At 71.0% G+C, this 25,196-nt stretch carries 23 protein-coding genes and 1 tRNA gene; 11 read left to right on the top strand and 13 right to left on the bottom strand.

Going from position 1 to position 25,196, the window contains the following annotated elements:
* Positions 1–224 precede the first annotated feature (224 nt).
* The 4 genes from Vse01_RS16840 (at position 225) to pgfA (ending at position 8,177) form a co-directional block, all read left to right on the top strand.
* Complete coding sequence (locus tag Vse01_RS16840) at positions 225–1,892, top strand: substrate-binding and VWA domain-containing protein (RefSeq protein WP_093410091.1); 1,668 nt, start codon at positions 225–227, stop codon at positions 1,890–1,892.
* The gene (locus tag Vse01_RS16835; RefSeq protein WP_093410135.1) at positions 1,889–6,148 is read left to right on the top strand and encodes an alpha-(1->3)-arabinofuranosyltransferase; all 4,260 of its coding nucleotides are present in this window, start codon (positions 1,889–1,891) and stop codon (positions 6,146–6,148) included. The genes Vse01_RS16840 and Vse01_RS16835 overlap by 4 nt, the downstream gene beginning before the upstream one ends.
* A complete protein-coding gene (locus tag Vse01_RS16830; RefSeq protein ID WP_093410089.1) occupies positions 6,145–6,966 on the top strand; it encodes a class I SAM-dependent methyltransferase in 822 nt (273 codons plus the stop codon). Before Vse01_RS16835 ends, Vse01_RS16830 begins: the two co-directional genes overlap by 4 nt.
* 68 nt (positions 6,967–7,034) lie before the next feature.
* Positions 7,035–8,177: a cell envelope lipid trafficking protein PgfA gene (gene pgfA / locus Vse01_RS16825; RefSeq protein ID WP_093410086.1), complete on the top strand. Its 1,143-nt coding sequence runs from the start codon at positions 7,035–7,037 to the stop codon at positions 8,175–8,177.
* Between the two features lie 85 nt (positions 8,178–8,262).
* Here pgfA and Vse01_RS16820 read toward each other — a convergent pair whose 3' ends face one another.
* Positions 8,263–9,933: a DUF885 domain-containing protein gene (locus Vse01_RS16820; RefSeq protein WP_093410084.1), complete on the bottom strand. Its 1,671-nt coding sequence runs from the start codon at positions 9,931–9,933 to the stop codon at positions 8,263–8,265.
* Between the two features lie 49 nt (positions 9,934–9,982).
* Positions 9,983–10,582, bottom strand: coding sequence for a Uma2 family endonuclease (locus Vse01_RS16815; RefSeq protein ID WP_093410082.1), 600 nt, complete (start codon positions 10,580–10,582; stop codon positions 9,983–9,985).
* An 85-nt stretch (positions 10,583–10,667) separates the two neighbouring features.
* Here Vse01_RS16815 and Vse01_RS16810 point away from each other — a divergent pair, with 85 nt between their 5' ends.
* Complete coding sequence (locus Vse01_RS16810; protein WP_139233239.1) at positions 10,668–11,681, top strand: DMT family transporter; 1,014 nt, start codon at positions 10,668–10,670, stop codon at positions 11,679–11,681.
* Positions 11,682–11,715: 34 nt separating this feature from the next.
* On the opposite strand, the gene Vse01_RS16805 is transcribed toward Vse01_RS16810, so the two are convergent.
* The 3 genes from Vse01_RS16805 to Vse01_RS16795 all read right to left on the bottom strand — a co-directional run bounded on the left by Vse01_RS16805 (position 11,716) and on the right by Vse01_RS16795 (position 16,787).
* Entirely contained in the window at positions 11,716–12,780 is a 1,065-nt protein-coding gene (locus Vse01_RS16805; protein WP_093410077.1) for a PHP domain-containing protein, read from the bottom strand.
* 154 nt (positions 12,781–12,934) lie between these two features.
* Positions 12,935–15,847, bottom strand: a complete 2,913-nt coding sequence (locus tag Vse01_RS16800) for a glycosyl hydrolase (protein ID WP_093410074.1) — start codon at positions 15,845–15,847, stop codon at positions 12,935–12,937.
* A 160-nt stretch (positions 15,848–16,007) separates the two neighbouring features.
* Complete coding sequence (locus tag Vse01_RS16795) at positions 16,008–16,787, bottom strand: M23 family metallopeptidase (RefSeq protein WP_093410072.1); 780 nt, start codon at positions 16,785–16,787, stop codon at positions 16,008–16,010.
* 49 nt (positions 16,788–16,836) lie between these two features.
* Here Vse01_RS16795 and Vse01_RS16790 point away from each other — a divergent pair, with 49 nt between their 5' ends.
* From Vse01_RS16790 to Vse01_RS16775, 4 genes are all read left to right on the top strand, one after another.
* Complete coding sequence (locus tag Vse01_RS16790) at positions 16,837–17,196, top strand: hypothetical protein (RefSeq protein ID WP_232511435.1); 360 nt, start codon at positions 16,837–16,839, stop codon at positions 17,194–17,196.
* Between the two features lie 87 nt (positions 17,197–17,283).
* Positions 17,284–17,451: a hypothetical protein gene (locus Vse01_RS16785; RefSeq protein WP_170863604.1), complete on the top strand. Its 168-nt coding sequence runs from the start codon at positions 17,284–17,286 to the stop codon at positions 17,449–17,451.
* Positions 17,452–17,582: 131 nt separating this feature from the next.
* Positions 17,583–18,113, top strand: a complete 531-nt coding sequence (locus Vse01_RS16780; RefSeq protein ID WP_093410069.1) for a tRNA adenosine deaminase-associated protein — start codon at positions 17,583–17,585, stop codon at positions 18,111–18,113.
* A 145-nt stretch (positions 18,114–18,258) separates the two neighbouring features.
* Positions 18,259–18,750 (top strand): nucleoside deaminase, encoded by a 492-nt coding sequence (locus Vse01_RS16775; RefSeq protein WP_170863609.1) that lies wholly within the window; start codon positions 18,259–18,261, stop codon positions 18,748–18,750.
* A gap of 12 nt (positions 18,751–18,762) precedes the next feature.
* On the opposite strand, the gene Vse01_RS16770 is transcribed toward Vse01_RS16775, so the two are convergent.
* The 3 genes from Vse01_RS16770 to deoD form a co-directional block, all read right to left on the bottom strand.
* Positions 18,763–19,215, bottom strand: a complete 453-nt coding sequence (locus tag Vse01_RS16770) for an acyl-CoA thioesterase (RefSeq protein WP_093410064.1) — start codon at positions 19,213–19,215, stop codon at positions 18,763–18,765.
* Positions 19,212–19,850 (bottom strand): TetR/AcrR family transcriptional regulator, encoded by a 639-nt coding sequence (locus tag Vse01_RS16765; RefSeq protein ID WP_093410061.1) that lies wholly within the window; start codon positions 19,848–19,850, stop codon positions 19,212–19,214. The genes Vse01_RS16770 and Vse01_RS16765 overlap by 4 nt, the downstream gene beginning before the upstream one ends.
* Before the next feature lie 126 nt (positions 19,851–19,976).
* Positions 19,977–20,684 (bottom strand): purine-nucleoside phosphorylase, encoded by a 708-nt coding sequence (gene deoD / locus Vse01_RS16760; protein WP_093410059.1) that lies wholly within the window; start codon positions 20,682–20,684, stop codon positions 19,977–19,979.
* A 75-nt stretch (positions 20,685–20,759) separates the two neighbouring features.
* On the opposite strand from deoD, the gene Vse01_RS16755 reads away from it, so the two are divergent.
* Positions 20,760–20,846 (top strand) — tRNA-Ser (locus Vse01_RS16755).
* 63 nt (positions 20,847–20,909) lie between these two features.
* On the opposite strand, the gene Vse01_RS16750 is transcribed toward Vse01_RS16755, so the two are convergent.
* A complete protein-coding gene (locus Vse01_RS16750; protein ID WP_093410057.1) occupies positions 20,910–21,248 on the bottom strand; it encodes a hypothetical protein in 339 nt (112 codons plus the stop codon).
* Between the two features lie 255 nt (positions 21,249–21,503).
* On the opposite strand from Vse01_RS16750, the gene Vse01_RS16745 reads away from it, so the two are divergent.
* Positions 21,504–22,733: a cytochrome P450 gene (locus tag Vse01_RS16745; RefSeq protein ID WP_093410055.1), complete on the top strand. Its 1,230-nt coding sequence runs from the start codon at positions 21,504–21,506 to the stop codon at positions 22,731–22,733.
* A gap of 6 nt (positions 22,734–22,739) precedes the next feature.
* On the opposite strand, the gene Vse01_RS16740 is transcribed toward Vse01_RS16745, so the two are convergent.
* The 4 genes from Vse01_RS16740 to Vse01_RS16725 are packed head-to-tail and all read right to left on the bottom strand — an operon-like array spanning position 22,740 to position 24,875.
* Positions 22,740–23,270, bottom strand: a complete 531-nt coding sequence (locus tag Vse01_RS16740) for a hypothetical protein (RefSeq protein WP_093410052.1) — start codon at positions 23,268–23,270, stop codon at positions 22,740–22,742.
* A 39-nt stretch (positions 23,271–23,309) separates the two neighbouring features.
* A complete protein-coding gene (locus Vse01_RS16735) occupies positions 23,310–23,867 on the bottom strand; it encodes a hypothetical protein (protein ID WP_093410050.1) in 558 nt (185 codons plus the stop codon).
* 43 nt (positions 23,868–23,910) lie between these two features.
* Positions 23,911–24,117 carry a DUF397 domain-containing protein gene (locus tag Vse01_RS16730; RefSeq protein ID WP_093410047.1) on the bottom strand — a complete coding sequence of 69 codons (207 nt, stop codon included), beginning with the start codon at positions 24,115–24,117 and terminating at the stop codon, positions 23,911–23,913.
* The gene (locus Vse01_RS16725; RefSeq protein ID WP_093410045.1) at positions 24,108–24,875 is read right to left on the bottom strand and encodes a helix-turn-helix domain-containing protein; all 768 of its coding nucleotides are present in this window, start codon (positions 24,873–24,875) and stop codon (positions 24,108–24,110) included. Before Vse01_RS16725 ends, Vse01_RS16730 begins: the two co-directional genes overlap by 10 nt.
* Positions 24,876–25,196 lie beyond the last annotated feature (321 nt).

Genomic DNA, 25,196 nt, shown 5'->3' with positions numbered 1-25,196 from the left:
GCCACCCTAGGGCGGTCCGGCCCGGCTGCGCAATGGGCAGATCTGGCGGCGACGATCCGGTAACGGGTCGTGGACGAGGGGTTTGCCGACGGGCGGAAACCTTGGCAGGGTGTGCAGCGCAACCGCGTGCGATGCCCGGTGTCTGGTGGCCGATTTCGTCGCGGCAGGTGTTGTGACCTGCGGCTGGACATCGTCCGCAGGCGTGACGAGGAGGTGAGGCGGCGGTGGTTGCCGACCGTCCCGCGCCGGCGCGCGTCCTGTTCCGCCGTTCACCGGTGGTGCTGCTCAGTGCCGCCCTGGTGCTGCTGCTTGCCGGCTGGGCGGCGGTGTCGTACATCCGGGCCGATCGGGGTACCCCGACCTGCGTCGAACAGGTCCGCCTCCGGGTGGTGGCCGCTCCGGTGATCGCCCCGGCCCTCGACCGGGTGGCCCGAGCCAACGCCGGAAGCCAACCCTGCGTCTCCGTCGAGGTGCAGGCCCGGCCGTCGGCGGCGGTCGCCCGGGAACTCGCCGACGATGGCGACGTGGCCGACGCGTGGCTACCGGAATCGACGTTCTGGCTGCGCCGGGCCCGTGCCGCCGGTGCTTTCGAGGTGCCCGGACAGGGCACGTCGGTGGCGAGCACTCCGGTGGTGCTGGCCGTCACGGATCGGATCGCGCGTCGATCCGGTTGGCCGGACAAGCCGCTGAACTGGGCGTCGCTTCTGGGTACCCGGGCGAGAACGGTCCAGGTCGGGCTGCCCGATCCGGCGGCCGACCCGGCCGGGGTCAGCGCCCTGCTCGGCGCGCGGGCGCTGGCCGACGACAACCGGGACTCGGCCGCGACCGTGGCTGCCACGTTGCGTCGGCTCGCCGAGCGGACCTTCAGCCCGGCCGAGGAAGCCAGCTCGTTGACTCCGAACCAGGACCTGCCGGGTCGGGTGAGCGTCGTCGCCGCCAGCGAGCAGGCGGTGCTGGAACACAATGCGCTGGCAGCCAGCGGCAAGCTGGTGGCGGCGTACCCGGAGGTCGACGTGCCCTGGCTGGACCTGCCGTACGTGGTGCTGCCCGCCGCGCAGGGGCGGGCTCGGGACGCCGGTGGCGCGTTCCTCGACACGTTGCTGACCGGCGAGGCCCGGGAGGTGTTCGCCTACTACGGTTTTCGGACCGCGGCCGGTTTCCCGCCGGCAATGCCGGACGACGACCGGCTGCGGGCCGAGGAACGCCGGCCGGTGCCCCTACCGGCCGAGGAGACGGTCAGCGACGTGTTGACCGGCTGGAGTGGCGTCCAGCGCAGCGCCCGGATCCTCACCCTGTTGGACATCTCCGGCTCGATGGCGGCACCGGTACCGGCCGGTGGCACCCGACTCGACGCCACGGTGCGGGCTGCCCGGGAAGGGGCGGCGCTGCTGCTGGACAACAGCGAACTCGGCATCTGGGCCTTCTCCACCAAGGTCGACGGCGACCGGGACTACCGCGAGGTCCTGCCGGTGCGCCCGCTGGGTGGCCAGCGCAAACGGTTGACCGAGGCGTTGGCTGAGATCGCGGTCAAGCCGCAGGGCGGCACCGGACTGTACGACAGCACGCTGGCCGCGTACCGCGACGCGCGCCGTAACTGGACACCGGGCCGGATCAACCTGGTGCTCGTGATGACCGACGGGCGCAACGAGGACGACGACACCATCGGGCGGGCCGACTTCCTGGCCGAACTCAAGCGGTTGCAGGAACCACGCCGCCCCCTGCCGATCATCTTCATCGGTCTCGGCGCGGACATCGACCCGGAGGAGCTGGAGGCCATCACGAAGGTCACCGGCGGCCGGGTCTTCGTCACCGAGCAGCCGGGCGGGATGCGGCGCATCTTCTTCTCGGCGCTTGCCGACCTGAGCTGCCTGCCACCGGAGTGCCGCCGATGAGGAGAATTCCGGCGCGGCTGCGCCGCTCGCCCGGCACGGTGCTGTCGTTGCTGCTGCTCACCGCGATCGCCTTCGGCCAGCGGCCCGGTCAGGTCACCTTCGACACCAAGCTCGACCTGGCCGCGAACCCGATCCACTTCATGGCCCGGGCGCTGCACCTGTGGAACCCGGAAGCCACCTCGGGAGAGTTGCAGAACCAGGCGTACGGCTACCTGTTCCCGATGGGACCGTTCTTCGCCGCCGGGCAGTGGCTGGCGGTGCCGCCGTGGATCACCCAGCGGCTGTGGACGGCACTGCTGCTGGCCGCCGCCTTCTACGGGCTGTTGCGGCTGGCCCGGGCGCTGGACATCGGCACCGAACCGACGCGGTACGCGGCGGCGCTCGGCTACGCGTTGGCCCCGCGCATCCTCACCGAGGTGGGCGCGCTCTCCTCGGAGACGCTTGCCGCCTCGATGCTGCCCTGGGTGCTGCTGCCGCTGGTGACCGTACGCCGGATCGGGTCACCGCGCCGGGCCGCCGCGCTCTCCGCCCTGGCCGTGCTCGGGATGGGCGGGATCAACGCGGCGGTGGTGCTGATGGCGCTGCTGCTGCCCGGCGTCTGGTTGCTCACCCGGCGGTGGGACGCGCAGCACGTACGGCTGGTCGCCTGGTGGTGCGCCTGCGTCGTCGGGGTCTGCCTGTGGTGGATCGTGCCGCTGGTGCTGCTCGGCCAGTACAGCCTCCCCTTCCTCGACTACATCGAGTCGTCCACCACGACCACCGCGGTGGCCTCCCTGTTCCAGGCGGTACGCGGCACCAACCAGTGGGTCGCGTACATCGTGCAGGGCGAGCCGTGGTGGCCGGCGGGCTGGCTGCTGATCGACCATCCGGTGCTGATGGCGCTGACCGCGGTGGTGGCGTTGGTCGGGCTGGCCGGGCTGGCCGGCAACCTGTTGCCGCAGCGACGCTTCCTGGTGACCGGGTTCCTCACCGGGCTGACCCTGCTCACCATCGGCTACGTCGGGGCTGTGGACAGTCCGCTTTCCGAGCTGGTCCGTGATCTGCTGGACGGCCCGTTGGCGCCGTTCCGCAACGTGCACAAGCTCGACCCGGTGCTTCGGCTGCCACTGATGCTCGGTTTCGCGCACGGCGTCGACGCGGTGGCCACCCGGATGCATCACGCCCTGGCCCGTCGTAGGCCCGGGATCCGGCTGCGACCGTTGGTCTTCGTACCGGTGCTGCTGCTCGTGCTGGGGGCTGCCGCACCGGCCTGGCTGGGCCTGTTGCGTCCCGGCCCGGGTTGGTCCGACCTGCCGCCGCACTGGCGATCGGCGGCGACCTGGCTGGCCGACCGTGACGCGCTGGCCCGCACCCTGGTGGTGCCCGGCTCCGGCTTCGGGCAGTACGACTGGGGACGCACCGTCGACGAGCCGTTGCAGGCGTTGGCCGAAGCGCCGTGGGCGGTCCGCCACCAGGTGCCGCTGGGTTCGGCGGGCAACACCCGGATGATGGACACCGTCGAGGAGGTGCTGGCCAGCGGCCGGGGCTCGACCGGCCTGGCCGACCTGCTCGCCCGCTCCGGTTTCCGGCATCTGCTGTTGCGTAACGACATCGACCGGACCCAGGGGGACGCTCCGCCGGTGACGGTGCTGCGCCGGGCACTGGCCGACTCGCCCGGCATCGGGCGGGTGGCCACCTTCGGCACCACCGACGCGCTGTCCCGGACACTCGGCAGCCCGGTGGACGATGGCGCCGGTTCCTTACCGGCGATCGAGGTGTACGAGGTGCAGCGGCCGGTGCCGGCCGCCTCGGCGGTGCTGACCGCCGACGTGCCGACGGTAAGCGGTGGTCCGGAGTCGTTGCTTCCCCTGCTGGAGCAGGGGGTGGTGGAACGGGACCGGCCCGTGGTGCTCGCCGGGGACCGGGACGACTCCCCGGCTGACGCCGTCGGTGGCCGGTGGATCGTCACGGACGGTCTGCGTCGCCGGGAGCGCGACATCGGCCGGGTGCGGGACAACCTCTCCCAGACGTTGACCGCGAACGAGGCGGGACGACAGGGCCGCGTCGCTCTCGACGTGCTGCCCTTCGCCGGGGAGCAGCACCAGACGACCGCGACCTACCAGGGCATCCGTGAGGTGACGGCGTCCTCGGCCGCGAGCTTCGTGGACAGTCTCGGCCCGGCCGACCCGTCGCGCCTGCCGTTCGCCGCCGTTGACGGGGAGTACGGCACCGCCTGGCACTCGGCGCCCCTGGCCGGACCGGTCGGGCAGTGGCTTCAGGTGGATCTGGACACCCCACGCCAGGTGGACAGCGTGCGACTCGCGTTCGTCAGCGATCTGGCGGTTGGCTGGCCGGTGCAACGGTTCCGACTCACCACCGATCGGGGTTCGGTGGACCACGACGTTGCCGCCACGCTCGGCGGGCACTCGTACTACACGTTGCCGGGCCCCACCAGCCGGATCCGGGTGACGGTGCTGTCGGTGACCGGCGGCCGGCTCGACGGTGCCGTCGGCATCGAGGAGCTCTCCATTCCGGACACCGAACCACGCCGAGCGCTGCGAGCCCCGGCGGATCTGCCGGACGACCTGTCGACGCCGGTCAGTTGGGCGTTCAGCCGTGGGCCGGCGGACCGGCCGGCGTGCTATCCGGCGCAGCAGACCGGCCCGGAGTCGGTGCCCGCTGGTGGTTCCGGCGGAGCCTCCCTCCGGCCGGACGGCACGGTGATTCGTTGCGACCGGTTCCTCGCCCGGGTCGGCGAGGAGCCGCTGGGCCTGGACCGGTTGTTCCGCAACCCGGCCGCCGGTACGTATCGGCTGGAGCTGTCGGCGGTGCCGCGGCCGGGTGGTGAGCTGACGCTGTCCGGTACGAAGGTGCGGGCGGCTTCGTCGTCCCGACTGAGCGGCGACCCGGCAGTGGCCGCGCACGCGGCGATCGACGGTGACCCGGGAACGGCCTGGCTGGCCGGCACCGGAGACCTGCGTCCCACCCTGAGGCTGAGCTGGTCCGGTGAGCGTCGCATCGACAGGTTGCGGCTGCGGGGCAGCCAGTTGCCGATCGGGTCGCTGCCGCGGCAGGTGGAGATCCACACGCCCGACCGCGAGGTGCAGGTGCCGGTCGAGGCCGACGGGACTGTCACCTTCCCGGCGGTACGTACCGACCGGCTCGACATCGTGGTGCGGGAGACCGAGCACCGGCTGGCGGATCTGCGGGGCAACGGCTGGCCCGCCACGGCCGGGATCGCGGAGGTGGAGATCCCGGCGTTGGCAAGCCTGCTGAAGCCGATCGACACCGACACCCGGGTGGTGGAGCGCTGCGGTGACGGACCGACAGTCGAGCTTGACGGTTTCCGGTACGACACCTCGGTCTCCGCGAGCCTGGCGGACGTGCTGGCCGGGCGGCCGGTGCCGGTCCGGGTCTGCGGCGAGGACGGTGCGGTGCTGGACCTGCCGGCGGGCGGGCATCGGCTGGCCACCACGCCGTCGGCGGGCTTCGTCGTCCAGGACGCGACCCTGCGGCCGGACGGCGACGCGAACCCCGCACCCCGGCATCGGGAGGTGACGGTGCTCGACTGGGCGGCGACCGACCGGACGGTCCGGGTCGCCGCGGGTGAGCGGGCGTTGCTGGTGGTGCCGGAGAACGCCAACGCCGGCTGGACGGCAACTCTCGACGGAACGCCGCTGGTCCGATCCCGGGTGGACGGGTGGCAGCAGGCGTGGGTGCTGCCGGCCGGTGCCGGCGGCGAGATCCGGCTCGTCTTCGCCCCCGACCGGGCGTACCGGGGCGGCCTGGCGGCCGGCGCGGTGGCGGCGGTTGGTGTGCTGGTGCTGGCCGTCTGGCCGGTGCGCCGCCGGGCAGTGAGTAACGGGGACGCGGCGGACGCCATCGCGGCCGAGGCTCCCGCCTGGGCGATCGGGGTGCTGCTGGTGGTGCTGCTCGCCGCGTTGGGCGGGGTGCTTCCGGTGGCCATCGTGCTGGCCGCGATGCTGCTGCGGCAGTTGGCGGTACGCGCCCTGCCGGTGGTGGTGCTCGGCGGGCTGACCGTGGCCACCGTGATCGCCGTGGCCGGTCGGTTGCAGGGCCATGGACAGGACTGGGCGTACCGGTCGTGGGTGCAGGCGGCGATGCTTGTCGCGATCGGCGCGGTGGTCGCGGCGGTCGTCCCGGTCCCCGGTGTACGCCCCGGACCAACCATCCCGCATGATGTGACGCCGGGCACGTCCGGTGGGCCGCCGGCTGCCGGCCGGGGCGAGGACGAGAACGGGACGGTGGCGCGGTGACGGCAGCGGACGACCGTACGCGACGGGCGGAGCGACGCCGTTTGGCCTCGCTGCGCCGGTCGGTGGCGCTGTTCCGGGCGTTCCTGGTGGAGCAGACCGACCCCGACCACTTCTACGGCCTGCTGGCCGCCGACTCGGTCCGTCAGGTGTCCGGCTACACCGAGCTGACCGGCCGGACGCTGCTCGACGTGGGCGGCGGTCCGGGGTACTTCGCGGCCGCCTTCCGAGGTGCCGGTGCCCACTACCTGGGGCTGGATCCGGACGTCGGGGATTTCTCCGCTGCCGGCGAGTCGGTGGCGGGAATGCTGCGGGGCAGCGGCACGGCGCTGCCGATCCGCACCGGCAGCGTGGACGTGGCGTTCTCGTCAAACGTCGTCGAACACGTCGCCGAGCCGCCCCGGATGCTCGACGAGATGGTGCGGGTGACCCGTCCCGGCGGGCTCATCTTCGTGTCGTACACCCCCTGGCTGTCGCCGTGGGGCGGCCACGAGACCGCGCCCTGGCACTATCTCGGCGGCAACCGGGCCCGCCGTCGCTACGAGCGGCGGATGGGACGGCCGCCCAAGAACCGCTACCGGGAGACGCTGTTCCCGGTCTCGATCTCGGACACGCTGCGTTGGGCGCGGGGAAACCGCGACGTCGAGGTGCTGGACGCGTTGCCGCGCTATCACCCGTGGTGGGCGCGGTGGGTGATCCGGGTGCCCGGCGTTCGGGAGGTGGCGGCGTGGAACTTCGTGCTCGTACTGCGGAGGGCCGGTGACGGGCAGCCCGGTGCGGTGGAGAAATCAGAGCTGACCGGGGGTCGCGTGGCTATGTGACTTGGTAGTAACCTCGCGGCCATCTCACTGATTGACATCGACGATATTGAGCTCCTCTGGGAGGAAACATGAAGCACCGCGCCGTGGGTGCCGTGCTGTTCGGCGGCGGCGTCCTGCTCCTGGCGCTGGCCGCCGGGTTGGTGTTCGTCGTCAAGCCTGCGATGACCAAACTGCCCTACGACCTGGAGTCGTCGACGTCGGTGGCCGAGGCCCGGGCGGCGACGTTCCTTCAGATCACCAACGGTGCGGTCGACATCGTCGATCAGACGGACCTGAGGTCGACCGTCCAGGTCACCCCGGAGCGTGCCAAGACCGCGGCGCTCAGCGGTGACCTCGCCGGTGACGCGGTGGTCTGGCGGGTCGGCCAGACCGTCGAGCGGACCGACACCAAGGCGCTGGTCAGCGCGTACGGTGCCGAGCTGGCACTGGATCGGGTCTCCGCGGCAGCCGTGGAGTGGAACGAGCAGTTCCTCGACGAGAGCGGCACGCCGGAGACGGTCTCGTTCGCCGGCCAGGTCTACAAGTTCCCGTTCAACTCCGCCAAGGACAACTACGAGGTCTTCGACCGGGATCTGCGGCAGACCCGGATGGCCGAGTTCAAGGGCACCGAGGACATCAACGGCATCGAGGCGTACCGCTACGAGCAGGTCATCACCGACGAGAAGCTGCCGTTGGCCACCGACCGGGTGGCGCTGCTGCTCGGTGCGCTCGCCCCCGGCTCTACGTCGGGTGACGTCGTCTACAGCAACACCCGTACGGTCTGGGTGGACCCGGTCACCGGCTCCTACCTGAAGGTCCGGGAGCAGCAGAAGAAGGTGCTCGTGCCGAACACGGGCACCCCGGTGACGCTGCTGGACGCCGACTTCTCCTACAACGAGGAGACCGTGGCGTCCTCGGTGGACCGCGCCAAGGAGAGCCGGAACCAGCTCAACATCCTCGGAGTGTTCGCACCGCTCGGGCTCGCCGTGCTGGGCCTGGTGCTGATCCTGGTCGGGCTGCTGGTCTCGCGTAGTCGTACCCCGGCCACGGTGGCCCGGCACGCCGCCGCCGACCCGGCACCGACCCGGGTCGACCAGCCGCCGGTGCGGGACGACGCTCGGCCGGGTGGGCCGTTGACCGACGAGATCCCGCCCGCCTCGACCAACTGGAAGTCCGAGGAGCCCACGGTGCCCAGCCAACGGTCGGCACAGGGCGAGTCGGAGAAGCAGTAGCACCAGCAGTGCCGGTTGTGGGGGCGGGCCGACGGCCCGCCCCCACAACCGGCAGCCGCGAGCCGCGAATCAGCCGATCAGGGTGTCAGAGCCGGGCCAGCGCCCGGCGGAGCGGGTCGAGACCGAGCGCACCGAGGTCGAGCGCCTGGCGGTGGAACTCGCGCAGGTCGAAGTCGGCGCCCTTGCGGGCCTTCGCGTCCTCCCGCGCCTGAAGCCAGATCCGCTCGCCCACCTTGTACGACGGCGCCTGCCCCGGCCAGCCCAGGTAGCGGTTGAGCTCGAAGCGCAGCATCTCGTCCGGCACCCGGCAGTGCGCCCGCAGGAACTCCCAACCCAGCTCCGGGGTCCACCGCTCACCGGGATGGAAGTCGAACGGGTTGTCCTTGGGAATCTCCAGCTCCAGATGCATGCCGATGTCCACGATCACGCGGGCCGCCCGCAGCGCCTGACCGTCCAGCATCCCGAGCCGGTTGCCCGGGTCGTCCAGGTAACCCAGCTCCTCCATCAGGCGCTCGGCGTACAGCGCCCAGCCCTCGCCGTGACCGGATACCCAACAGAGCAGCCGCTGCCAGCGGTTGAGCAACTCGGCCCGGACGGCGGTCTGGCCGATCTGGAGGTGATGGCCGGGGACCCCCTCGTGGTAGACGGTGGTCACCTCCCGCCAGGTGGAGAAGTCGGTCAGGCCCTGCGGCACCGCCCACCACATTCGACCCGGTCGGGCGAAGTCCTCGCTCGGGCCGGTGTAGTAGATGGAACCGTCACTGGTCGGCGCGATCATGCACTCGATCCGCCGGACCTGCTCGGGAATGTCGAAGTGGGTGCCGTTGAGGTCGCTTATCGCCTGGTCGGCCAGCTCCTGCATCCAGTCGCGGAAGGCGTCCCGACCCCGGATGGTGCGGGCCGGGTCGGCGTCCAGGGCCGCCACGGCCTCGTCGATGGTGGCGCTCGGACCGGCGATCTGGGCGGCCACCGTCCGCATGTCGGCCTCCAGTCGGGCCAACTCCGTGAAGCCCCAGGCGTACGTCTCGTCGAGGTCGATCCGAGCCCCGAGGAAGTACTGGGAGGCCAGCTCGTAGCGCTCACGCCCGGCGGCCTGCTTCTCCCGTCCGTGGGGAGCCAGCTCGGCGCGGAGGAACTGCCCGAACTCGGCGGTAGCCGCCGTGGCCGCAGCCGCGCCGCGACGCAGTTCGGCGCCGAGGGATCCATCCTCGCCCAGCCGATCGACCAGCCCGTGGAAGACGTTGTCACCGTCCGGATCGACCCAGGTGTCGCACTGTTTGGCCACCTCGATCAGCTGTGCGCGCGAACTGATCCGTCCGGCGGCTGCCGACTCCCGCAACGTGGTCTTGTAGTCCTCCAGCGTGCTCGCGAAGAGGTTCAGCCGGGCGGCCAGGTTGGCCCGGGCCTGCTCCCCTTCGGTGGGCATCAGGTCGAAGACCATCCGGATCTCGTGCAAGCCGCTGGTGATGACGCTTACCTCGCTGGCCGTCTCGCCGGTGTCGTACCGGTCCAGTTCGAGGCCCAGACGCTCCTGCATCGCCTCCCGCGCGGTGCGTTCGGCCTCCGTCACCGGCTCGATGGTGTCGAGCTCGGCAAGGGTGCGTCGGGTCAGTTCGGCGCGTGCGGCGTACCCGTCGGGGGAGAGGTCGTCGAACTTGTCGTCATGGCCGGCGATGCCGACGGAGGTGGCGCCGGTCGGGCTCAATGCCGCCCAGTCGGCGACGTAACGGTTCGCGAGATCGTCGATTCTTCCCACGCTGCGTACCCTACGCGAGGTGGGCGTCGCGATGATGCCGCCGACGCCGTCAGGGCAGCAGGTCGGCAGGATCGAAGTCGATCGGGAACGGCTCGTCGGCGCGTAGCCGGTCACCGCTGACCGCCTTGGCGAGCGTGTCGTAGCCGCCGAACGTGCCGAGGGCGAACAACTCCACCGCGGCGTGCCGCAGCCGGCGCGAGATCTCCACCCGCATGAAGTAGGGCACCCGCCCCTCGGCACAGCGGATCGGCTTGTCGACGAAGTCCTGCCGGCGGCTGCCGGGGGAGACGAACTCCACGGCCATGGTGCACAGGTGGGCCGGGATCCAGCGATCCTCCTCGTCCGTCTTCGGCAGCGCGTGCAGCACGGTGATGTCCGGCTGGATCCACCGCTGCGGGGAGAAGGTCAGATTCACCTGACCGAAGACGTAGAAGTTGTGGGCCTCGGCAGCGGGTGAGAGTAGATGGGCGAGTTCGATCTCGCCGTAGCTGTTCGTGCCGACCGCGGCGGGCGTCCTTACCAACCTCCCGTCGATGCACTCGTACCGCGCATCGGGTAGCTCAGGCAACGGGAGGTAGCGGTCGGCGAGCTGGGTCGTCCACATGCCGTCAAGGTCGACGAGCGGGTCGAAACGGATCGGCATCGCCATGATGTTCACCTCCTCGGTCGGTCAACGCCCTATCAAGGATGTGGTTTCTGTGGCGCGCGACACGACGGCCGAAAACCGCAGGACAATGTCGTACCCCGGCGGCAGAGTGTCAGGGGTGACAGGCGACTTCACCCCTGACCGGCCGGCGCTGCGGAGCTGGCTGCCCGGCTTCATCGCCCTCGCCGCGATCTGGGGTTCCAGCTTCCTCTTCATCAAGGTCGGGGTGGCCGAGCTGCACCCGCTGCACCTCACCCTCTACCGGGTCGCCTCCGGCGCGCTGACCCTGCTGGTGGTGCTCGCCGTGCTGCGTGACCGGCTACCGCGCGAGCTGCGGGTCTGGGGTCACCTGACGGTGATCGCCGCCTTCGGGGTGGCGTTGCCGTTCACCCTGTTCGGCTACGGCGAGCAGCGGGTCGAGTCGATGCTCGCCGGCATCTGGAACGCGACCACTCCGCTTGTCGTGCTGCCGCTGGCGGTGCTGGTGTTTCGCACCGAGCGGCTGACCGCACGCGGTGCCCTCGGGCTGGCGCTCGGCTTCACCGGCGTGATGGTGGTGCTCGGCGTCTGGCAGGGCGTCGGCGGTGCGCACTTCGTCGGCCAGTTGATGTGCTTCGGCGCCGCCGCCTGCTACGGCTTCGCCATCCCGTACCAGAAGAAGTTCATTGCCGGCAGCACCCTGTCCGGGCTGTCCCTCTCGGCGGCGCAGCTGATCGTCGCGGCGGTCCAGCTCGCGATCGTGGCGCCGGTGGTGGCCGGTGCGCCGCCGCTGCCGACCGCGCTGTCGCCGCGGGTGCTCGCGGCCGTGCTGGCGCTGGGCGCGCTCGGCACCGGGCTCGCCTTCGTGATCCACCTGCGGAACATCCGGACCGTCGGCGCGACGACCGCCTCCACCGTGACGTACCTGATCCCGGTGTTCGCGGTGCTGATCGGTGCCGTCGTGCTCGGCGAGCGACTCACCTGGCACCAGCCGGTCGGCGCGCTGATCGTGCTGCTCGGCGTCGCCGTGTCGCAGGGCCTGCTCGGCCGGCGTCGTCGCCGCCGGGTGGCACCGGGTGTGGGCACCCCGACGGCACCCCTGGTCGAGCCCGCCACCCGCTGAGCGGAGGCGGGCGGGCCGGGCGGTTGGGCACGCGTCAGTCGCGCGTCCAGGCGACCAACTCGTCCGCCGCCCACGTGTTGATCACGCGGTCCGCGGGGACTCCGCACAGGGCGGCCCGCTCGCAGCCGAAGCGCTGCCAGTCCAACTGGCCGGGGGCGTGCGCGTCGGTGTTGATGGCGAACCGGCAACCGGCCTCCAGCGCCCGCCGGATCAGCCGCTTCGGCGGGTCCTGCCGCTCCGGCCGCGAGTTGATTTCCACGGCGACGTCGTGTTCGACGCAGGCGGCGAAGACGGCGTCGGCATCGAAGTCACTCTCGGCCCGGGTCCGCGCGCGGTGCCCCCGGTCGCCCGGCCCGGTCACCCCGGCCGGTCGGGACGAGACCATCCGGCCCGTGCAGTGGCCCAGGATGTCCAGATGCGGGTTGGCGATGGCGGCCAGCATCCGGCGGGTCATCTTCGCCCGGTCGTCGTTCAGGCCGCTGTGCACCGAACCGACCACCACGTCCAGCCGGGCCAGCAACGCCTCGTCCTGGTCGAGCGACCCGTCGGCGAGGATGTCGACCTCGATGCCGGTGAGGATGCGGAACCCCTCCGGCAACGCCTCGTTGACGCGTGCCACGTGGTCGAGCTGGCGGCGCAGCCGATCCGCGGTAAGTCCCCGGGCGACCTTCAGCCGGGGCGAGTGGTCGGTGAGCACCAGGTACTCGTGGCCCAGCTCGACGGCGGCCAGCGCCATCTCCTCGATCGGTGAACCACCGTCGGACCAGTCCGAGTGGGTGTGGCAGTCGCCGCGCAGGGCGGTACGCAGGGCGGTGGCCTCGGCGTCCAGGTCGGTGCCCTCGGTGGCGAGCAGCCGGCGCAGGTAGACCGGCTCCTCACCGGCAAGCGACTCGGCCACGCAACGAGCGGTGACGTCGCCGACCCCGGCCAGCTCGGTGAGCTTGCCGGCACGGGCCCGCTCGGCCACCTCCTCGACCGGCAGCGCGGCCAACGCCTTGGCCGCCGAGCGGAAGGCGCGTACCCGATAGGTCGCCTCGTTCGCCCGCTCCAGCAGGAAAGCGATCCGGCGCAGATCGGCAATGGGGTCCCGCTCGCTCATGTCGGCACTCCGCTGCGCTGCGTGCCGCCATGAGGCACCGACGCACTGCGCTGATGATTCGCTCGCTGGCGCTCGCTCATGTCGGCAAACCTACGCGGCCGCGCCGCCGGTCGGGGTACGACCGGCGGCGCGGGGCGGATCGCGGTGTGCGGGATCAGGCGTACGGCAACCGCACCACGGAGCGGTCACCGACACCGAGGTTTGTGGGGTTGTTGCCGATGGCGGACCAGACCTCCACCCGGACGGTGCCGCCACGCAGGTTGCCGAGGGAGCCGCTGCTGGAGTGCAGCCCGGCGGCCTGGGTGTAGTGCTCCCAGCCCGGCACCGGGTCGGTGGCGAAGTAGCGGTACGTCTCCACCCGCTCCCAGCTGCCGTCACCGGTCAGGTCGTACGAGACGCGGGCCTGCACCCCGTTGCCGACCGCCGTGCCGGCATCGAGGAAGAGATCGAACGCGGTCTGCCCGCCGTTGTGGTTGAGATTGAGCCCGGTCGCGGTGAAGACCACCGGGTTGCGCGGCGTGCCGTCGTGGTTCGTGCCACCGGCGCTGCTCACGGTGGTGGTGCCGGCGCTGCCGGACGCACCCAGACCGCCCCCGGACAGCAGGTAGCGCACAGGTGAGCTGGACGGCGGGTCGGTCGGCGTCGGCGTGGGAGTGGGCGTCGGGGTCGGCGTCGGGCTGGACGTCGGTGTCGGTGTCGGGCTCGGTGGCGTACCCCCACCGCCGCTGCCTCCGCTCCAGGTGTGCGCCCCACTTGTGGTGGTGCGCCCGGCAGCCACGGTCAGCTGCGTGCCGTCGGAGAACCGTACGGTAAGCGGTGAGCCGGAGATGTTGCTGGCCACGTACGTCCGGGCGCCGTTGCGGTTGAACACCGCGGCCAGCGGGTGGTCGGCGGTGATTCCGGTGTCGACCCGGCCGAGGGCGGCCAGGTTACGGACCCAGTGGAAGGTGTGCGCCCGACTTTCGCCCTCCTCCGGGGTGTAGCCGGGGTTGGCCCGCAGCTTGGCCAGCGCCGCGTCGGCGTCACCGAGGGCGAGGAACTGCCAGTGGATGTCCTGCCACACGGTCGGCTCACCGCCGTTGTTGCGGACCAGTTCGGCGTACTTCACCGAGTTGTAGTTCGGGTGCTGGCCCAGGTAGAGGTGCCCACCGGTGATCGGCAGCAGGTTGATGCCCTGGATCATCTCGGGCTCCGCGCTGAACCAGGTGGCGTACGCGCCGCCGTCACCCCAGACCATGCCCACGTTGGAGTGCCCGAACTCGGTGGGGAAGTTCTCGCCGGTGACGTCGAACCAGTACTCGTGGATCGCGGCGGCCTGGGTGGTGTAGAGGTAGATGCCGGCGTCGCGTACCGCTGTGTCGCCGGTGGCCTGTCCCCACTGGATGAGGGCGTTGGCGAAGTTCATCCCCTCCGACGACGACTCCTGGTTGTTGCCGCTGGCGAACGCGCCGTGCCCGGAGGCCCAGTCGTGTCCGGCGTAGATGTCGAAGTCGCGCAGGTACGGGAAGCGGGTGTCCGACCTGTCGTAGTTGTTCGCGTCCCGGATGAGCAGGTCGATCATGCCGCCGTACTGGTCGTCCCGGGCCCAGGCCGGGTCGAACTTGGCAAGCGTGGCGGCGGCGGCGATGTAGTAGCCGTAGTGGAAGTGGTGGTCGTTCAGTTCCTGGTCGGAGCCGTACGACGCCGGGTAGCCGATGAGCGTGCCCCACCGCTGGTCGTAGTAGAACAGCCGCTCGGTCTCCCCGGACGAGGCGGTGAGCCAGTCGTTGAGGGTGGCGCGGATGGCGTTCAGCGCCGAGGTACGGGTCTCGGTGTCGCCGACCAGGTCGGCGATCTCGGCGATGCGGGCCGCCCGGCCGAGCCCCTTGCCGGTCCAGTAGGTGTCGCCACCGCGCTGGTCCATCGGGTTGCTCCGCACCGCCGCCAGGTGCTGCCGCAGCGTGGTCAGGTCGCTGCCGGCTCCGGTGGCGACGGCGGGCAGTTCCGGCAGTACGCCGTTGAACCGCATCGAGGTGCGGAACTCACCGACGCCGGTGACCACCTTCATCCGCCCTCGGGCGGAGGGGTAGGTCGGCGTGATCGGCGTGACACCGGTCAGCGCCCGCCAGTGGTGCGGGTAGAGGCTGACCACGGTCCGCGTCTCGGTGCCCTCGCGGGGCGTGGTGGTGAAGGTGTAGCGGGTCTCCACCCGGCTCGTCGTCGCGTTGTAGCTGTAGCTGACCCGGGTGCCGGTGACGTGGGCGTGCGCGTACTGGCCGTAGGTGCCGGCGAGTTGGGTGCGGGCGGTGCCGCCACCGGTGGCCGGGAGCAGCGCGACGCTGAAGTAGCCGCGTCCGGCGAGGTTGGAGCTGATCCGGCTGCCGCTGACGGTCCAGGTCGCGCCGCTCGGCGCGTACGCCACGTAGTCGTGGCCGCGGACGGTGAAGCCGATGCTGCTTCCGTTGTTGGACCAGACCGTGGGGCTACCACCGGTCGCGTTGATCACCGCGTCGCCGCCGCTGGTGCGGAAGTACGCCAGCGGCAACCCGTGACCGATGGTGGCGCGCATCGTCCGCGCCCCGTCGCCCCAGTACGGGGTGACCGTCCAGTCAGTCCAGTCGTCCACCAGCACGTTGGGGGCGGCAAGTCCGGCCACACCGACCCGGATGTCCTCGACGTAGGGGTACTTGAACTCGCCCACCCCGGTGGCGGTGCCGGAGATGGCGGGGGTCGAGGTGGCGGAGAAGCCGAGCCCGTCGGTGACGGGTTGGTAGGACACCGGGTGCGCGTGCAAGGGCTCGCTGAAGGTGCAGTTCAGGCGCTTCCACAGCAGCGAGGACCACCAGTCGTTTGTGGGTACGGCCCCCGATGGCGCGGCGGCGGTGACGTACTGCCGGGGGTTGCTGGCGATGTTGCCGCAGCCGCCGGGGAGCGGGCCGACGGGAGTGGTGGTGTAGCTGCCGGCGCCGACCGGTGCGGCCTGCGCGGGGGAGCTGGCGATGACGGCCAGCCCGCCGAGAACGAGGGTCGCGGCGGCGGTGGCGGCCAGGATCCGATGGTGGGTGCGGCGTGGGACGGGAGGTCTCATCTTTCCTCCAACGCGTGCCGGCCCGGCCGCGCCGGTCGGCGCACGCTTCGTCGGTATTGTGAATTAAGCGACGTGAGAGAGCGCTCTCTCTGGTCTACCGGACGGTAGTTCACCGGCGAGACCTGCGTCAATGTTTCGGACTGATGAACCCGGATGGCGCTTATCGGCGCGCGGGCGGTTTGCTCGGGCAGCCGTGCTTGCGATGCCACGCGGTCACCTCGGCGGCCGGCTCCCGGTTGCCGCCCTTGCGCCACGAGTCGAGGTACGGCGCGGGCCAGACCACGCCCCGGCGGATCCACCAGCCGTCCTCGCCCAGGCACGGCGGGGAGATGCCGAAGTGCAGATGGCAGACGTTGTTGGCGTTGCCCGTCCGGCCCACCGTGCCGAGCCGTTGACCGGCGCGTACCCGCACCCCCGCGTCGATGTCCTCGGCGATCTCGGTCAGGTGCGACCCGTAGTAGCGCACCCCGTCGTCACCGATGACCGATACGGAGAGGCCACCGTTGTACGGCCCCTGCGGACCACTCTTCTTGTACCGGTCACGCCGGCTGACCTCGCCGATCGTGCCGTCGGTGACCGCCACGACCGGCTCACCGCAGTCGGCGAAGATGTCCGTCCCCGGGTACGCCGAGTGGGTCGGGTGGTACGAGACCTTTCCGGCGCGTACCGGAAAGACGTGGGGCAGGCCCTTGCGTGGTGTCGCCGCCGGCTGGTCCGTGAGGTCGGGCGGCGCCGCGCTGGTCGCGGGCGGTGCGCCGGTGGTCGCCGCGGCGGTCGGGTTGTCCGCGCCCGTCGGGCTGGTCACCGCGGTCGGGCTGGTCACGGGGGTCGGGCCGGCGTCCGACGGCGCGCCGGGCGTACCGCAGCCGCTCGCCGCGAGCACCGGCACGAGCAGCAACAGGGCGTACGCGCGGCGGCGTCCGATCGGCAGCGGAACCATCCGGCCATCCTGACAGACTCGATACGGTGGTAGGACAGCGTCCGTGCGTGTGGAGGAGTGGGTACCGGTGTTGCCGTACAACCCGTCGGGCCTCTTTCCCTCCGGGCGGCCACCGCGCCCCGCCTACCGCGAGCCGAACCCGGTCGGCGGTGCCGGTGTCGCGGCGGGAGCGGTCGGAACCCTGGCCTGGCTGGTCCTCTTCGGCCTGCTCGGTGGCAGCCTCGTCGGGTACGTCTGGTGGACGCTGCTCGCCGGTGCGCTGGCCTGGCTCGCGGCCCTGGCGTTGGTCAGGTACGGCGACCGGGGAGTGGCGGCCGGCATCGCGATCGTCACCGCCGGAGGGTGGAGCATCGCCACCGCTGCGGTCGTCACCCGCTGGATGAGCAGCGGTGACTGGCCGCTCTGGTGAACCGTGCCGGTGGCGACTGCGGTGCGTCGTCGCGCAGACACCGAAACCCGTCTTGACTGGATGGCCGTAACTCGGCACTCTCCCGGTATGGCCTGGACCACTCCGCGGCTGGATCCCGATCGCAGCCGCCGCCGCCTTCAGCTTCTGGCGCAGTTGGCGGACGCGCGCGCGGTACGCGAACGCGAACGGCCACAACGCGCCCGCACCGCACAGCTCCGCCAACTGATCGCCACTCGCCGACGCCTCGCCGGCTGAGCGGCGCGGAGATCCTTTCCCCAGGAATGACCGGCCCTTCGGGGCGTTGACCGGTCGCCTGCCGACCCGACCGGCTAACGTGCACGCGTAACGGGTCGGCGAGTGCTGTGCCGAGGCAACTTGGGGGAAACGTGTCGTACTTCGCTGCGGCCGTCGTACGCGAGAAGGGCGGCTGGACAGCCGCCGAGCTGAGTCTGCGGGGTGCCGCAGACGTCGATGACGTCGCCGAGCGGCTCCGCGATGTCGCTCCGGACGCGGACGTGTCGCTGCTGTTCGTCGAGGCAGACGACACCTACCTGGTCATCCTGCGTCTTGACGAGGGTGAGGACCTGCGGGTCTTCGGCTCCGACTCGGCGTACGCGGAGGAGTCCCGGCTGGGTGCCCTGCTGGTTGGTGACCTGAAGACGTCGGTGACCGGGTTGGACGACACCGAAGAGGTGCGTCCGGCCGCCGCCAGCGGTGGCGACGACAACGAGCAACCTGCCGTCGACCCCGAGGCGGACCCGGTGGGCGAGGCGGATCTCCTGACCGACCTGGGCATCCCCGCGCAACGGCTGCTCGGCCTCTGCGCCCACGAGGGGATGATGCCGGCCGACGTCACCGCCGAGATCTGCCAGGTGCTGGGTTGCGTCGACGACGTCGAGGAACTGCGTGAGGTCTGAGCCGTCTGACGTGACCGATCCGGCACTGGAGACGGTCCGGCCTGGGCAGCCCACGCCCGGTTCCGTCGGCCGGCGCGGGCCGGGAGCGGACGAGGGCCTGGCCGACCCGACCGGCACCGGCCGGCGACAGCGGCACGAACTCTGGATGCGCCGCGCCCTCGAAGTCGCGGTGAGCGGCCCGGCGGTCCCGGGCGGGGGCGGCGGTCCGGCTGGCGCGGCGGCCGGTGACGCTGTCGCGGTTGAGCCCGGCCAGTCCGGCGATGTGCCGGTGGGCGCGGTGCTCTACGGGCCGGACGGCAGTGAGCTGGCGATCGGTCGCAACGAGCGCGAGCTGACCGGCGACCCGACCGCGCACGCCGAGGTGCTCGCGCTACGCCGGGCGGCCGAGCGGCTGGGCCGCTGGCGGCTGGACGGCTGCACCCTGGTGGTGACCCTCGAACCCTGCACGATGTGTGCCGGGGCGCTGGTGCTGGCCCGGGTCTCGACAGTGGTCTTCGGTGCCTGGGAACCCAAGACGGGCGCCGCCGGTTCGCTCTGGGACGTGCTGCGTGACCGCCGGCTCAACCACCGACCCGAGGTGTACGGCGGCATCCTGGAGACCGAGAACGCCGCCGTCCTGCGCGCCTTCTTCCGCTGAGCCCTCAGGGATTCAGGAGCGCAGCAGCGTGGTGGCGACCGCCCGGGCGGTGTCGGTCCAGGGGGCCGGCCGCAGGGTGGCCGGGTCGAGGCGGACGACCGCGCGCTGCCCTTCCGCGTACGTCGTGGTGCCGTCGAGCGAGTGGAAGCGGAAGGCGTACCTGGCGCTGCTGGTGCCGAGCTGCTCCAGCCAGAAGTGCACCGCGACCGGGCCGGTGCCGGTGACGGGCGCGAGGTAGCTGATGGTGAATTCGCGTACCGCGTGGAACACGTCGGGCGTGCTGGCCCGGCCGGCCTGGTAGGCGACGCCCCGGTCGGACCAGTACGCGGTGAGCGCCCGTTCCAGCAGCAGCGCGTACCGGGCGTTGTGCAGGATGCCGAGGGCGTCGAGGTCGTCGAAGTGAACCATGGTGCGCTCGACGTGGCCGTACTCGACGGCGGGCTGTTCGGCGACTGCGTGACTCATGACGGGCCTTCCGGTAGCAGAGCGGGATCGGGGCAGAGCGCCCGTAGGCGGTTCAGCACGCCCAGGCGGGCGTGCCGGTAGGTGACCTCCGGGTCGAGCAGGCGGGAGCGCATGGCGGCGGCGATGCCGTACGCGTCGATCTCGTACGCCAGCAGCGCCACATCCGTGCCGGCGGGCAACTCGCCCAGCTCGATCGCCTCGGTGACGAGCCGTTCGAGGAACCTCGTCCACGCGGCGAAGACCTCGGCCAGGCGGTCGCGGACGGCGCCGGGCCGGGCGTTGAACTCGAATTCCGTGGTGGCGAAGAAGCAGCCGCCGGGCAGCACCCGACCGGCGTAGAAGGCGATCCGGGCCTCGTGCAGCGCGTGGATCCGGCGTACGCCCCGGGGGGTGCGCAGCGCCGGGCCGATGATCTGTTCCTGCCACTGGGCGACGGCCCGGTCGATGGTGGCGAGCTGCAACTCCTCCTTGGAGCGCCAGTGCGCGAAGAGGCCGGACTTGCTGACCCCGAGCGACTCGGCGAGATGCCCGAGGGAGAGCCCGTCGAGGCCGCTGGCGGAGGCCAGGCTGACGGCGGCGTCCAGCACAGCGGTGCGGGTGCGCTGCCCCCGGGCGAGCCGGCCGTCGACGTTCATGCGGCGAGACTACTAAATAAGAACGACCGGTCGTATACATTTACCCAGTGGAGGCCGTCACACCGACCCCGACACAGAGCGTCCCGCCACCGCACGGGGGGTGGCGGGACGTCGGGCTCGACCGGATCAGGCGATGATGGTGTCCAAGGCGATCTCGACCATCTGGCTGAAGGTCTGCTCCCGCTCCTGGGAGGTGGTCTTCTCGCCGGTCTTGATGTGGTCGCTCACCGTCAACAGGGTCAGGGCGCGGGCCTTGAACCGGGCGGCGATCGTGTACAGCGCCGCCGACTCCATCTCCACCGCCAGCACGCCGTACTCCGCGAGGCTGTCGTAGAGGTCCGGCCGGTCGGTGTAGAAGGCGTCCGCAGCCAGGATCGGCCCGACCCGCATCGCGATGCCGCGCCGCTCGGCCACCTCCACCGAGGTACGCAGCAGCCCGAAGTCGGCGACCGGGGCGTAGTCGATCAGCCCGTCGAAACGCATCCGGTTCATGTTCGAGTCGGTGGACGACCCGATCGCCGCGATCACGTCGCGCAGCTGGAGATCCTCGCTGAGCGCGCCGCACGAGCCGACCCGGATCAGCGACTTCACGCCATACTCGTTCACCAGCTCGTGGGCGTAGATCGAAGCCGAGGGCATGCCCATCCCGGAGCCCTGCACGGAAACCTCCACGCCGTTCCAACGGCCGGTGAAGCCCAGCATGCCCCGGACCGTCGAGTAGCAGTTCGCGCCCTCGAGGTAGGTCTCCGCGATCCACTTGGCCCGCAGGGGGTCACCCGGCATCAGGACCCGCTCGGCGATCTCGCCCGGCTTCGCGCCGATGTGCGTACTCATGGCGTTGATCCTGCCAGGCCGGCCTGGCCGGGACCGGTTCGGCGTCGGAACCTGCGGTCCTGTACCCTCGTCGGCGGTGGCGTGTCCGAGCGGCCTAAGGAGCACGCCTCGAAAGCGTGTGAGGGTTTACGCCCTCCGAGGGTTCAAATCCCTCCGCCACCGCTCTTGAGATGCGCGAACGCCCGGCAGGTCCGCGAGGACCGGCCGGGCGCTGCGCAATCGGTCTCAGCCGGTGCTCAGGGGGCGGTCTGCGGCCCGCCCGAAGTCGGCCCGGAAATCCTGCAGGTACTCCTCGAACGGGATGTCCGGCGCGGCGTCACCGCCGATTTCGATGAAGTGTTCAAGGTCGTCGTAGCCAGGCTGGCCTGTGACGAGCACCCGGAGTGGGTGGCCGGCGTGGTCGGCGAGGAATTTCCAGAGCGCTCGGGTCAGGTCGGACTGGGCGGAGTTCGCCGTGTATCCCACCTGGAAGTAGCGGATGTTGTCGCCATCGGGTCGGATCGGCTTGCCCAGGGCGAGGCAGATCCGGCACTCGGTGCACGCCAGCCAGCCGTCCAGCGACATCAGCCCTCCTCAGAACACCATGCCGCGAAGGCCCAGCATCGCCGCTGCCACCCCGGCCGTAGAGTTTGGCATCTCTGGCCGACCGGACATGGAGCGGCCTGAGCATGCGTAGCGACTTCGTCTGGCGCAAGTGGTACGGCCGCGAGCCCGCCACATCTCAGAGCGGTGGCCTCTGACCTCGAGGTGGGATACCTGAGCGCGGGTTACTCAAAGTGATCGATTGCCTTCGCTGGGAAGTAATGCCATGGTAATTGCATGGTGGCAGTCGACGACGGTCCAGTACGACACCCGTTGAACGTCGACGCGGATGGCATCGACCGGACGCGCGGCCCGGAGAAGCACCCCTACTACGCGCAGCTCGCCGCCTCGGAATCCGGCGTCCTGCCGGTGGTCCGCCAGGTTGGCGGGGAGTGGCTGCCGGCGCTGCTGATCTGCCGGTACGACGACGTCCGGGAGGTGCTCCGCCGCCAGGATCTGTTCTCCCGGGCCGCTGCCGCCCACGCTGACCAGGTCGATGTGTCCGGGACGATGCTCGGCATGGACGGGGCGGAGCACGCCGCGGTCCGGGGAACTGTGAAGGACAGCTTCACCAAGCCCGCCGTGTCCGGGCTACGCGAGACGGTGCGTGCGGCTGCCGAGGCTCAGCTCGCGGTGCTGGCCGCCAAGGGCGGCTCGGCGGATCTGGTGGGTGACTTCGCCGTACCGTTCGCCCTGAACGTGATATCCGACCTGCTCGGCCTGCCCGAGCCGGACCGGGCGCAGTTCCGCCGCTGGGGCGACATGTTCATGGGCACCGCCGACCTCACCCGAGCCGAGGCCGCCCGGTCCGCCGAGGAGATGGGCGGCTACCTGTGGCAGCAGCTGGACGGACGGCGCGGCTGCCCCCGCGACGACCTGATGACCCGGATCGCGACGGCGGCGGCGGACCAGCCGGTGGACGTCCAAGTCAAACTTCCACTCTCGCTGATCGTCGGCGGATGGGAGACCACGGCCAGTTCCATCTCGACGTTCGTGTACCTGTTGCGCACCCGCCCGTACGCCGGGCACGACTGCGCATGGGACTACCTGCTGGAGCATCCGGAGCAGGTCGACGGGGCGGTCACCGAGTTGGAGCGGCTGCACTCGACCTCCAACGGAGACGAGATGCCCCGGCGGGTGATGGCCGACGTGACGCTGCCCAGCGGCGTGCGGCTGACCGAGGGCGACATCGTCATCCCGTCGCACGATGCCGCGAACCGGGATCCACGGGTCTTCGCCGACCCGGAGCGGATGGACTTCGGCCGGGACCCGAACCCGCACCTCTCCTTCGGGTACGGCCCGCACTACTGCGTCGGCGCGCACCTGGGTGCCCTGGAGGTCCGGGTCGCGTTGGCGCTACTGCTGCGCGAGCTGCCGACGTTGCGGCTGGCCGTGGCACCGGACGAGGTGCGGTGGAAGCAGGGGCACGCCATCCTCGGCCCGGTGGAACTGCCGGTCAGCTGGTGACGCGGCTCAGCAGGGGGCGTGGCCCTCGATGAAGAGGCGGTGGGCCCAGTCGGCGTACCCGGCGATGACTTTTCGCACCGTCTGGCCGTCGTGCAGGAACAGGTAGGCGCGGTCGCCGTCGCGGGCGAGCAGGCCGTCGAAGCGGTACGTCCCCTGTGGAGCTTGCAGTTCACGTACCGTCGGATGGCTCGCCCGGACCTCGGCGACGGGTGAGCCGGCCGCGATGCCCTCCGGGGTGCGGACCGGGTCGCCGGCCCAGAGCAGCACCAGCCGATCCTCGATGAAGATCGGGCTGATCTCGTCGTGTCCGGCCAGCGTCGGGCCGCAGGCGTCGACGTCGGTACGCAGGATGCCGCGCCGGGTCAGCTCGCTCTCCGAGTCACCGAAGTCCACATCGGCCACTCCATCGAGATCGACGACGCTCACCGACGCGACGGGCTCACGGACGGCGATGGTGTCCGGTGGCATGACTCCGCTACCCGATGCCGAGGCAGCCAGAAGCAGTGCGGCGATGAAGCCGAATTGTCGCAATTTCATCAGAATCCCCCAGTCCCCAACGTGACGGGGGCGCTGAGGTTATTGCCGAGCTTCCCATTCGTCGGCCAATTCGTCCCAGTAGTCGGCGCTGAGCCCTCGCCGCCCGTGCGCGAGCCATCCCTCGGTGCTCCGCTCGACGTGTAACCCCAGCTCAGCGAAGGGGTCGATCCACCGGCCCGGCTCCACGCCCAGCTCGACAAGCGCCGCGTTGATCGGCCACTCCGATCGCGGCCCGTCGAACGCCGCGTCGAAGCGCGGCCCCCAGGTGAGGGCACCGTCGAGCCAGACCACCGCGGCCTGGTGCCCGGCCCCACCGGCGAACTCCGCCTCGACGTACGCCAGCGGGCCGCGCACCGACCAGCGGGCCAGGACCTCGGTAAGCGCGGGAGAGAGGATCAGCTCGAACGGCTGCGTCGGGTCGGGCTCGTCGGTGAGGTAGTCGGGCGGGGCGCCGGTCAACTCCACCACGAGCTGCGGCGTGACCGGCAGCAACGCGAAGTCCTGTCGCAGCCCGCCGAGCACGGCATGATCCAGCTCGCGGGTCTCCTCGCGCAGCAGCTCGGCGTCCGCGACTACCGCGCTGAGCTGGTAACTCACCAGGCGTCCACAACCTGTGGATAGAACATGTGTACGAGGGTGATCAGGTCTTGTCGACGGTGGCGACGAAGGCACGCCAGGCGGCGGGGGTGAAAACCAGCGCCGGGCCTGCCGGGTCCTTCGAGTCGCGTACGCCCACCACGTCGGGCAGGTTGCCGGCGACCTCGACACAGTCGCCGCCGTTGCCGCTGCTGCGGCTGCTCTTGTGCCACCGGGCGCCGGACAGCGCCGGGGTGTCGCTCAGTGCCATGACTCCGCCACCTCCCTGATCAGGTCGACCGACTGCCAGTGCGAGAGTGTCTCGCCGCGCACGTTCTCCCAGGCGGCCAGTATGGCCGCGATCTCGGCCTGCTCGCTCACCACCTGCCCCTGCAACTGATTGTCGAGGTAGCCGGCTATGCGGTGATCGGGCGCGGTCGCCAGCACGAACGGGCCGTTCAGCCCAGCGTATTCGCCCACTGTGGACGGCACCACATGTAGCCGGATGTGCGGCTGGGTCGACGCCTCGGCGAGCGCCAGCAGCTGCTCGCGCATCACGGCCGGGCCGCCGACCGGCCGGCGCAGCACCGCCTCGTCCAGCACGGCGGTGAGCAGCGGCGGCTCCTCGCGGTGCAGGATCAACTGGCGGGACATCCGGTGGTCGACAAGCCGTGCCACCTCGCTGCGCGGGATCAGGCCACCACCGGTGAGCACCGCGCGGGCGTACGCCTCGGTCTGGAGCAGGCCGGGTATCACCAACGGTTGGTATGAACGCAGCGTGGTCGCCTCGCGCTCGATCTCCTGCCAGGGGCGGAACCAGACCAGCGCGCGACGTCTCGAAATGTCCGGCCAAATGTCCGAGACATTCTTCTGGAGTGCGTCTGCCGCCGTGAGCCGGTGCCGGGCATGCGGGATCCGATCTTCGAGCAACCAGCGGCTTACCGTCTTCGGGTCGACGCCGACGCGTTCCGCGAGCGACTCGATCGTGTGCCCGGTATCCCGCAGCGCCACCCGCAGCGCGTCGTTCATGGCCGCCTCCCATTGGACGTCTCGAATATCCGCCGACCATACTCACACGCCATGTAGTTGTCCCGTTACCTGCGGCAAGTTGGGGTATCGATGGCGCGGCCGGTGGAGGTTCATCCCCCTTGACCCGGCGGTCGTGACATCGGGGGGCCGCCGCCGGGCGAGCAACCACGGCGGCCCCCATCCATCACTCGACGCGCCGTCGAACTGAGCGCGCGGATGGCTCACCCGGGCGCGTCGAGTGACCTGTGCAGACAGTTCGACCGCCGGATGGAGCGAGGTGCCAAGTGCCGCATCGGTGCAGCCGTCCCGAGCCGTGCGAGT

The sequence above is a fragment of the Micromonospora sediminimaris genome, assembly GCF_016863575.1.
In the GTDB taxonomy this organism is placed as follows: Bacteria; Actinomycetota; Actinomycetes; order Mycobacteriales; family Micromonosporaceae; genus Micromonospora; species Micromonospora sediminimaris.
Note: the sequence above shows the minus strand (reverse complement) of the source record. Positions and strands in the feature narration are given on the sequence as shown.

Excerpts from the sequence above, each read along its gene's own strand:
- Vse01_RS16785 (WP_170863604.1), top strand. The coding sequence starts at position 17,284 with ATGGCCTGGACCACTCCGCGGCTGGATCCCGATCGCAGCCGCCGCCGC.
- Vse01_RS16815 (WP_093410082.1), bottom strand. The coding sequence starts at position 10,582 with ATGGCGATGCCGATCCGTTTCGACCCGCTCGTCGACCTTGACGGCATG.
- Vse01_RS16740 (WP_093410052.1), bottom strand. The coding sequence starts at position 23,270 with ATGAAATTGCGACAATTCGGCTTCATCGCCGCACTGCTTCTGGCTGCC.
- Vse01_RS16800 (WP_093410074.1), bottom strand. The coding sequence starts at position 15,847 with ATGAGACCTCCCGTCCCACGCCGCACCCACCATCGGATCCTGGCCGCC.
- Vse01_RS16795 (WP_093410072.1), bottom strand. The coding sequence starts at position 16,787 with ATGGTTCCGCTGCCGATCGGACGCCGCCGCGCGTACGCCCTGTTGCTG.
- Vse01_RS16730 (WP_093410047.1), bottom strand. The coding sequence starts at position 24,117 with ATGGCACTGAGCGACACCCCGGCGCTGTCCGGCGCCCGGTGGCACAAG.
- Vse01_RS16750 (WP_093410057.1), bottom strand. The coding sequence starts at position 21,248 with ATGTCGCTGGACGGCTGGCTGGCGTGCACCGAGTGCCGGATCTGCCTC.
- Vse01_RS16745 (WP_093410055.1), top strand. The coding sequence starts at position 21,504 with ATGGTGGCAGTCGACGACGGTCCAGTACGACACCCGTTGAACGTCGAC.
- deoD (WP_093410059.1), bottom strand. The coding sequence starts at position 20,684 with ATGAGTACGCACATCGGCGCGAAGCCGGGCGAGATCGCCGAGCGGGTC.
- Vse01_RS16805 (WP_093410077.1), bottom strand. The coding sequence starts at position 12,780 with ATGAGCGAGCGGGACCCCATTGCCGATCTGCGCCGGATCGCTTTCCTG.
- Vse01_RS16725 (WP_093410045.1), bottom strand. The coding sequence starts at position 24,875 with ATGAACGACGCGCTGCGGGTGGCGCTGCGGGATACCGGGCACACGATC.
- Vse01_RS16765 (WP_093410061.1), bottom strand. The coding sequence starts at position 19,850 with ATGAACGTCGACGGCCGGCTCGCCCGGGGGCAGCGCACCCGCACCGCT.
- Vse01_RS16770 (WP_093410064.1), bottom strand. The coding sequence starts at position 19,215 with ATGAGTCACGCAGTCGCCGAACAGCCCGCCGTCGAGTACGGCCACGTC.
- pgfA (WP_093410086.1), top strand. The coding sequence starts at position 7,035 with ATGAAGCACCGCGCCGTGGGTGCCGTGCTGTTCGGCGGCGGCGTCCTG.
- Vse01_RS16810 (WP_139233239.1), top strand. The coding sequence starts at position 10,668 with ATGTCGTACCCCGGCGGCAGAGTGTCAGGGGTGACAGGCGACTTCACC.
- Vse01_RS16775 (WP_170863609.1), top strand. The coding sequence starts at position 18,259 with ATGCGCCGCGCCCTCGAAGTCGCGGTGAGCGGCCCGGCGGTCCCGGGC.
- Vse01_RS16835 (WP_093410135.1), top strand. The coding sequence starts at position 1,889 with ATGAGGAGAATTCCGGCGCGGCTGCGCCGCTCGCCCGGCACGGTGCTG.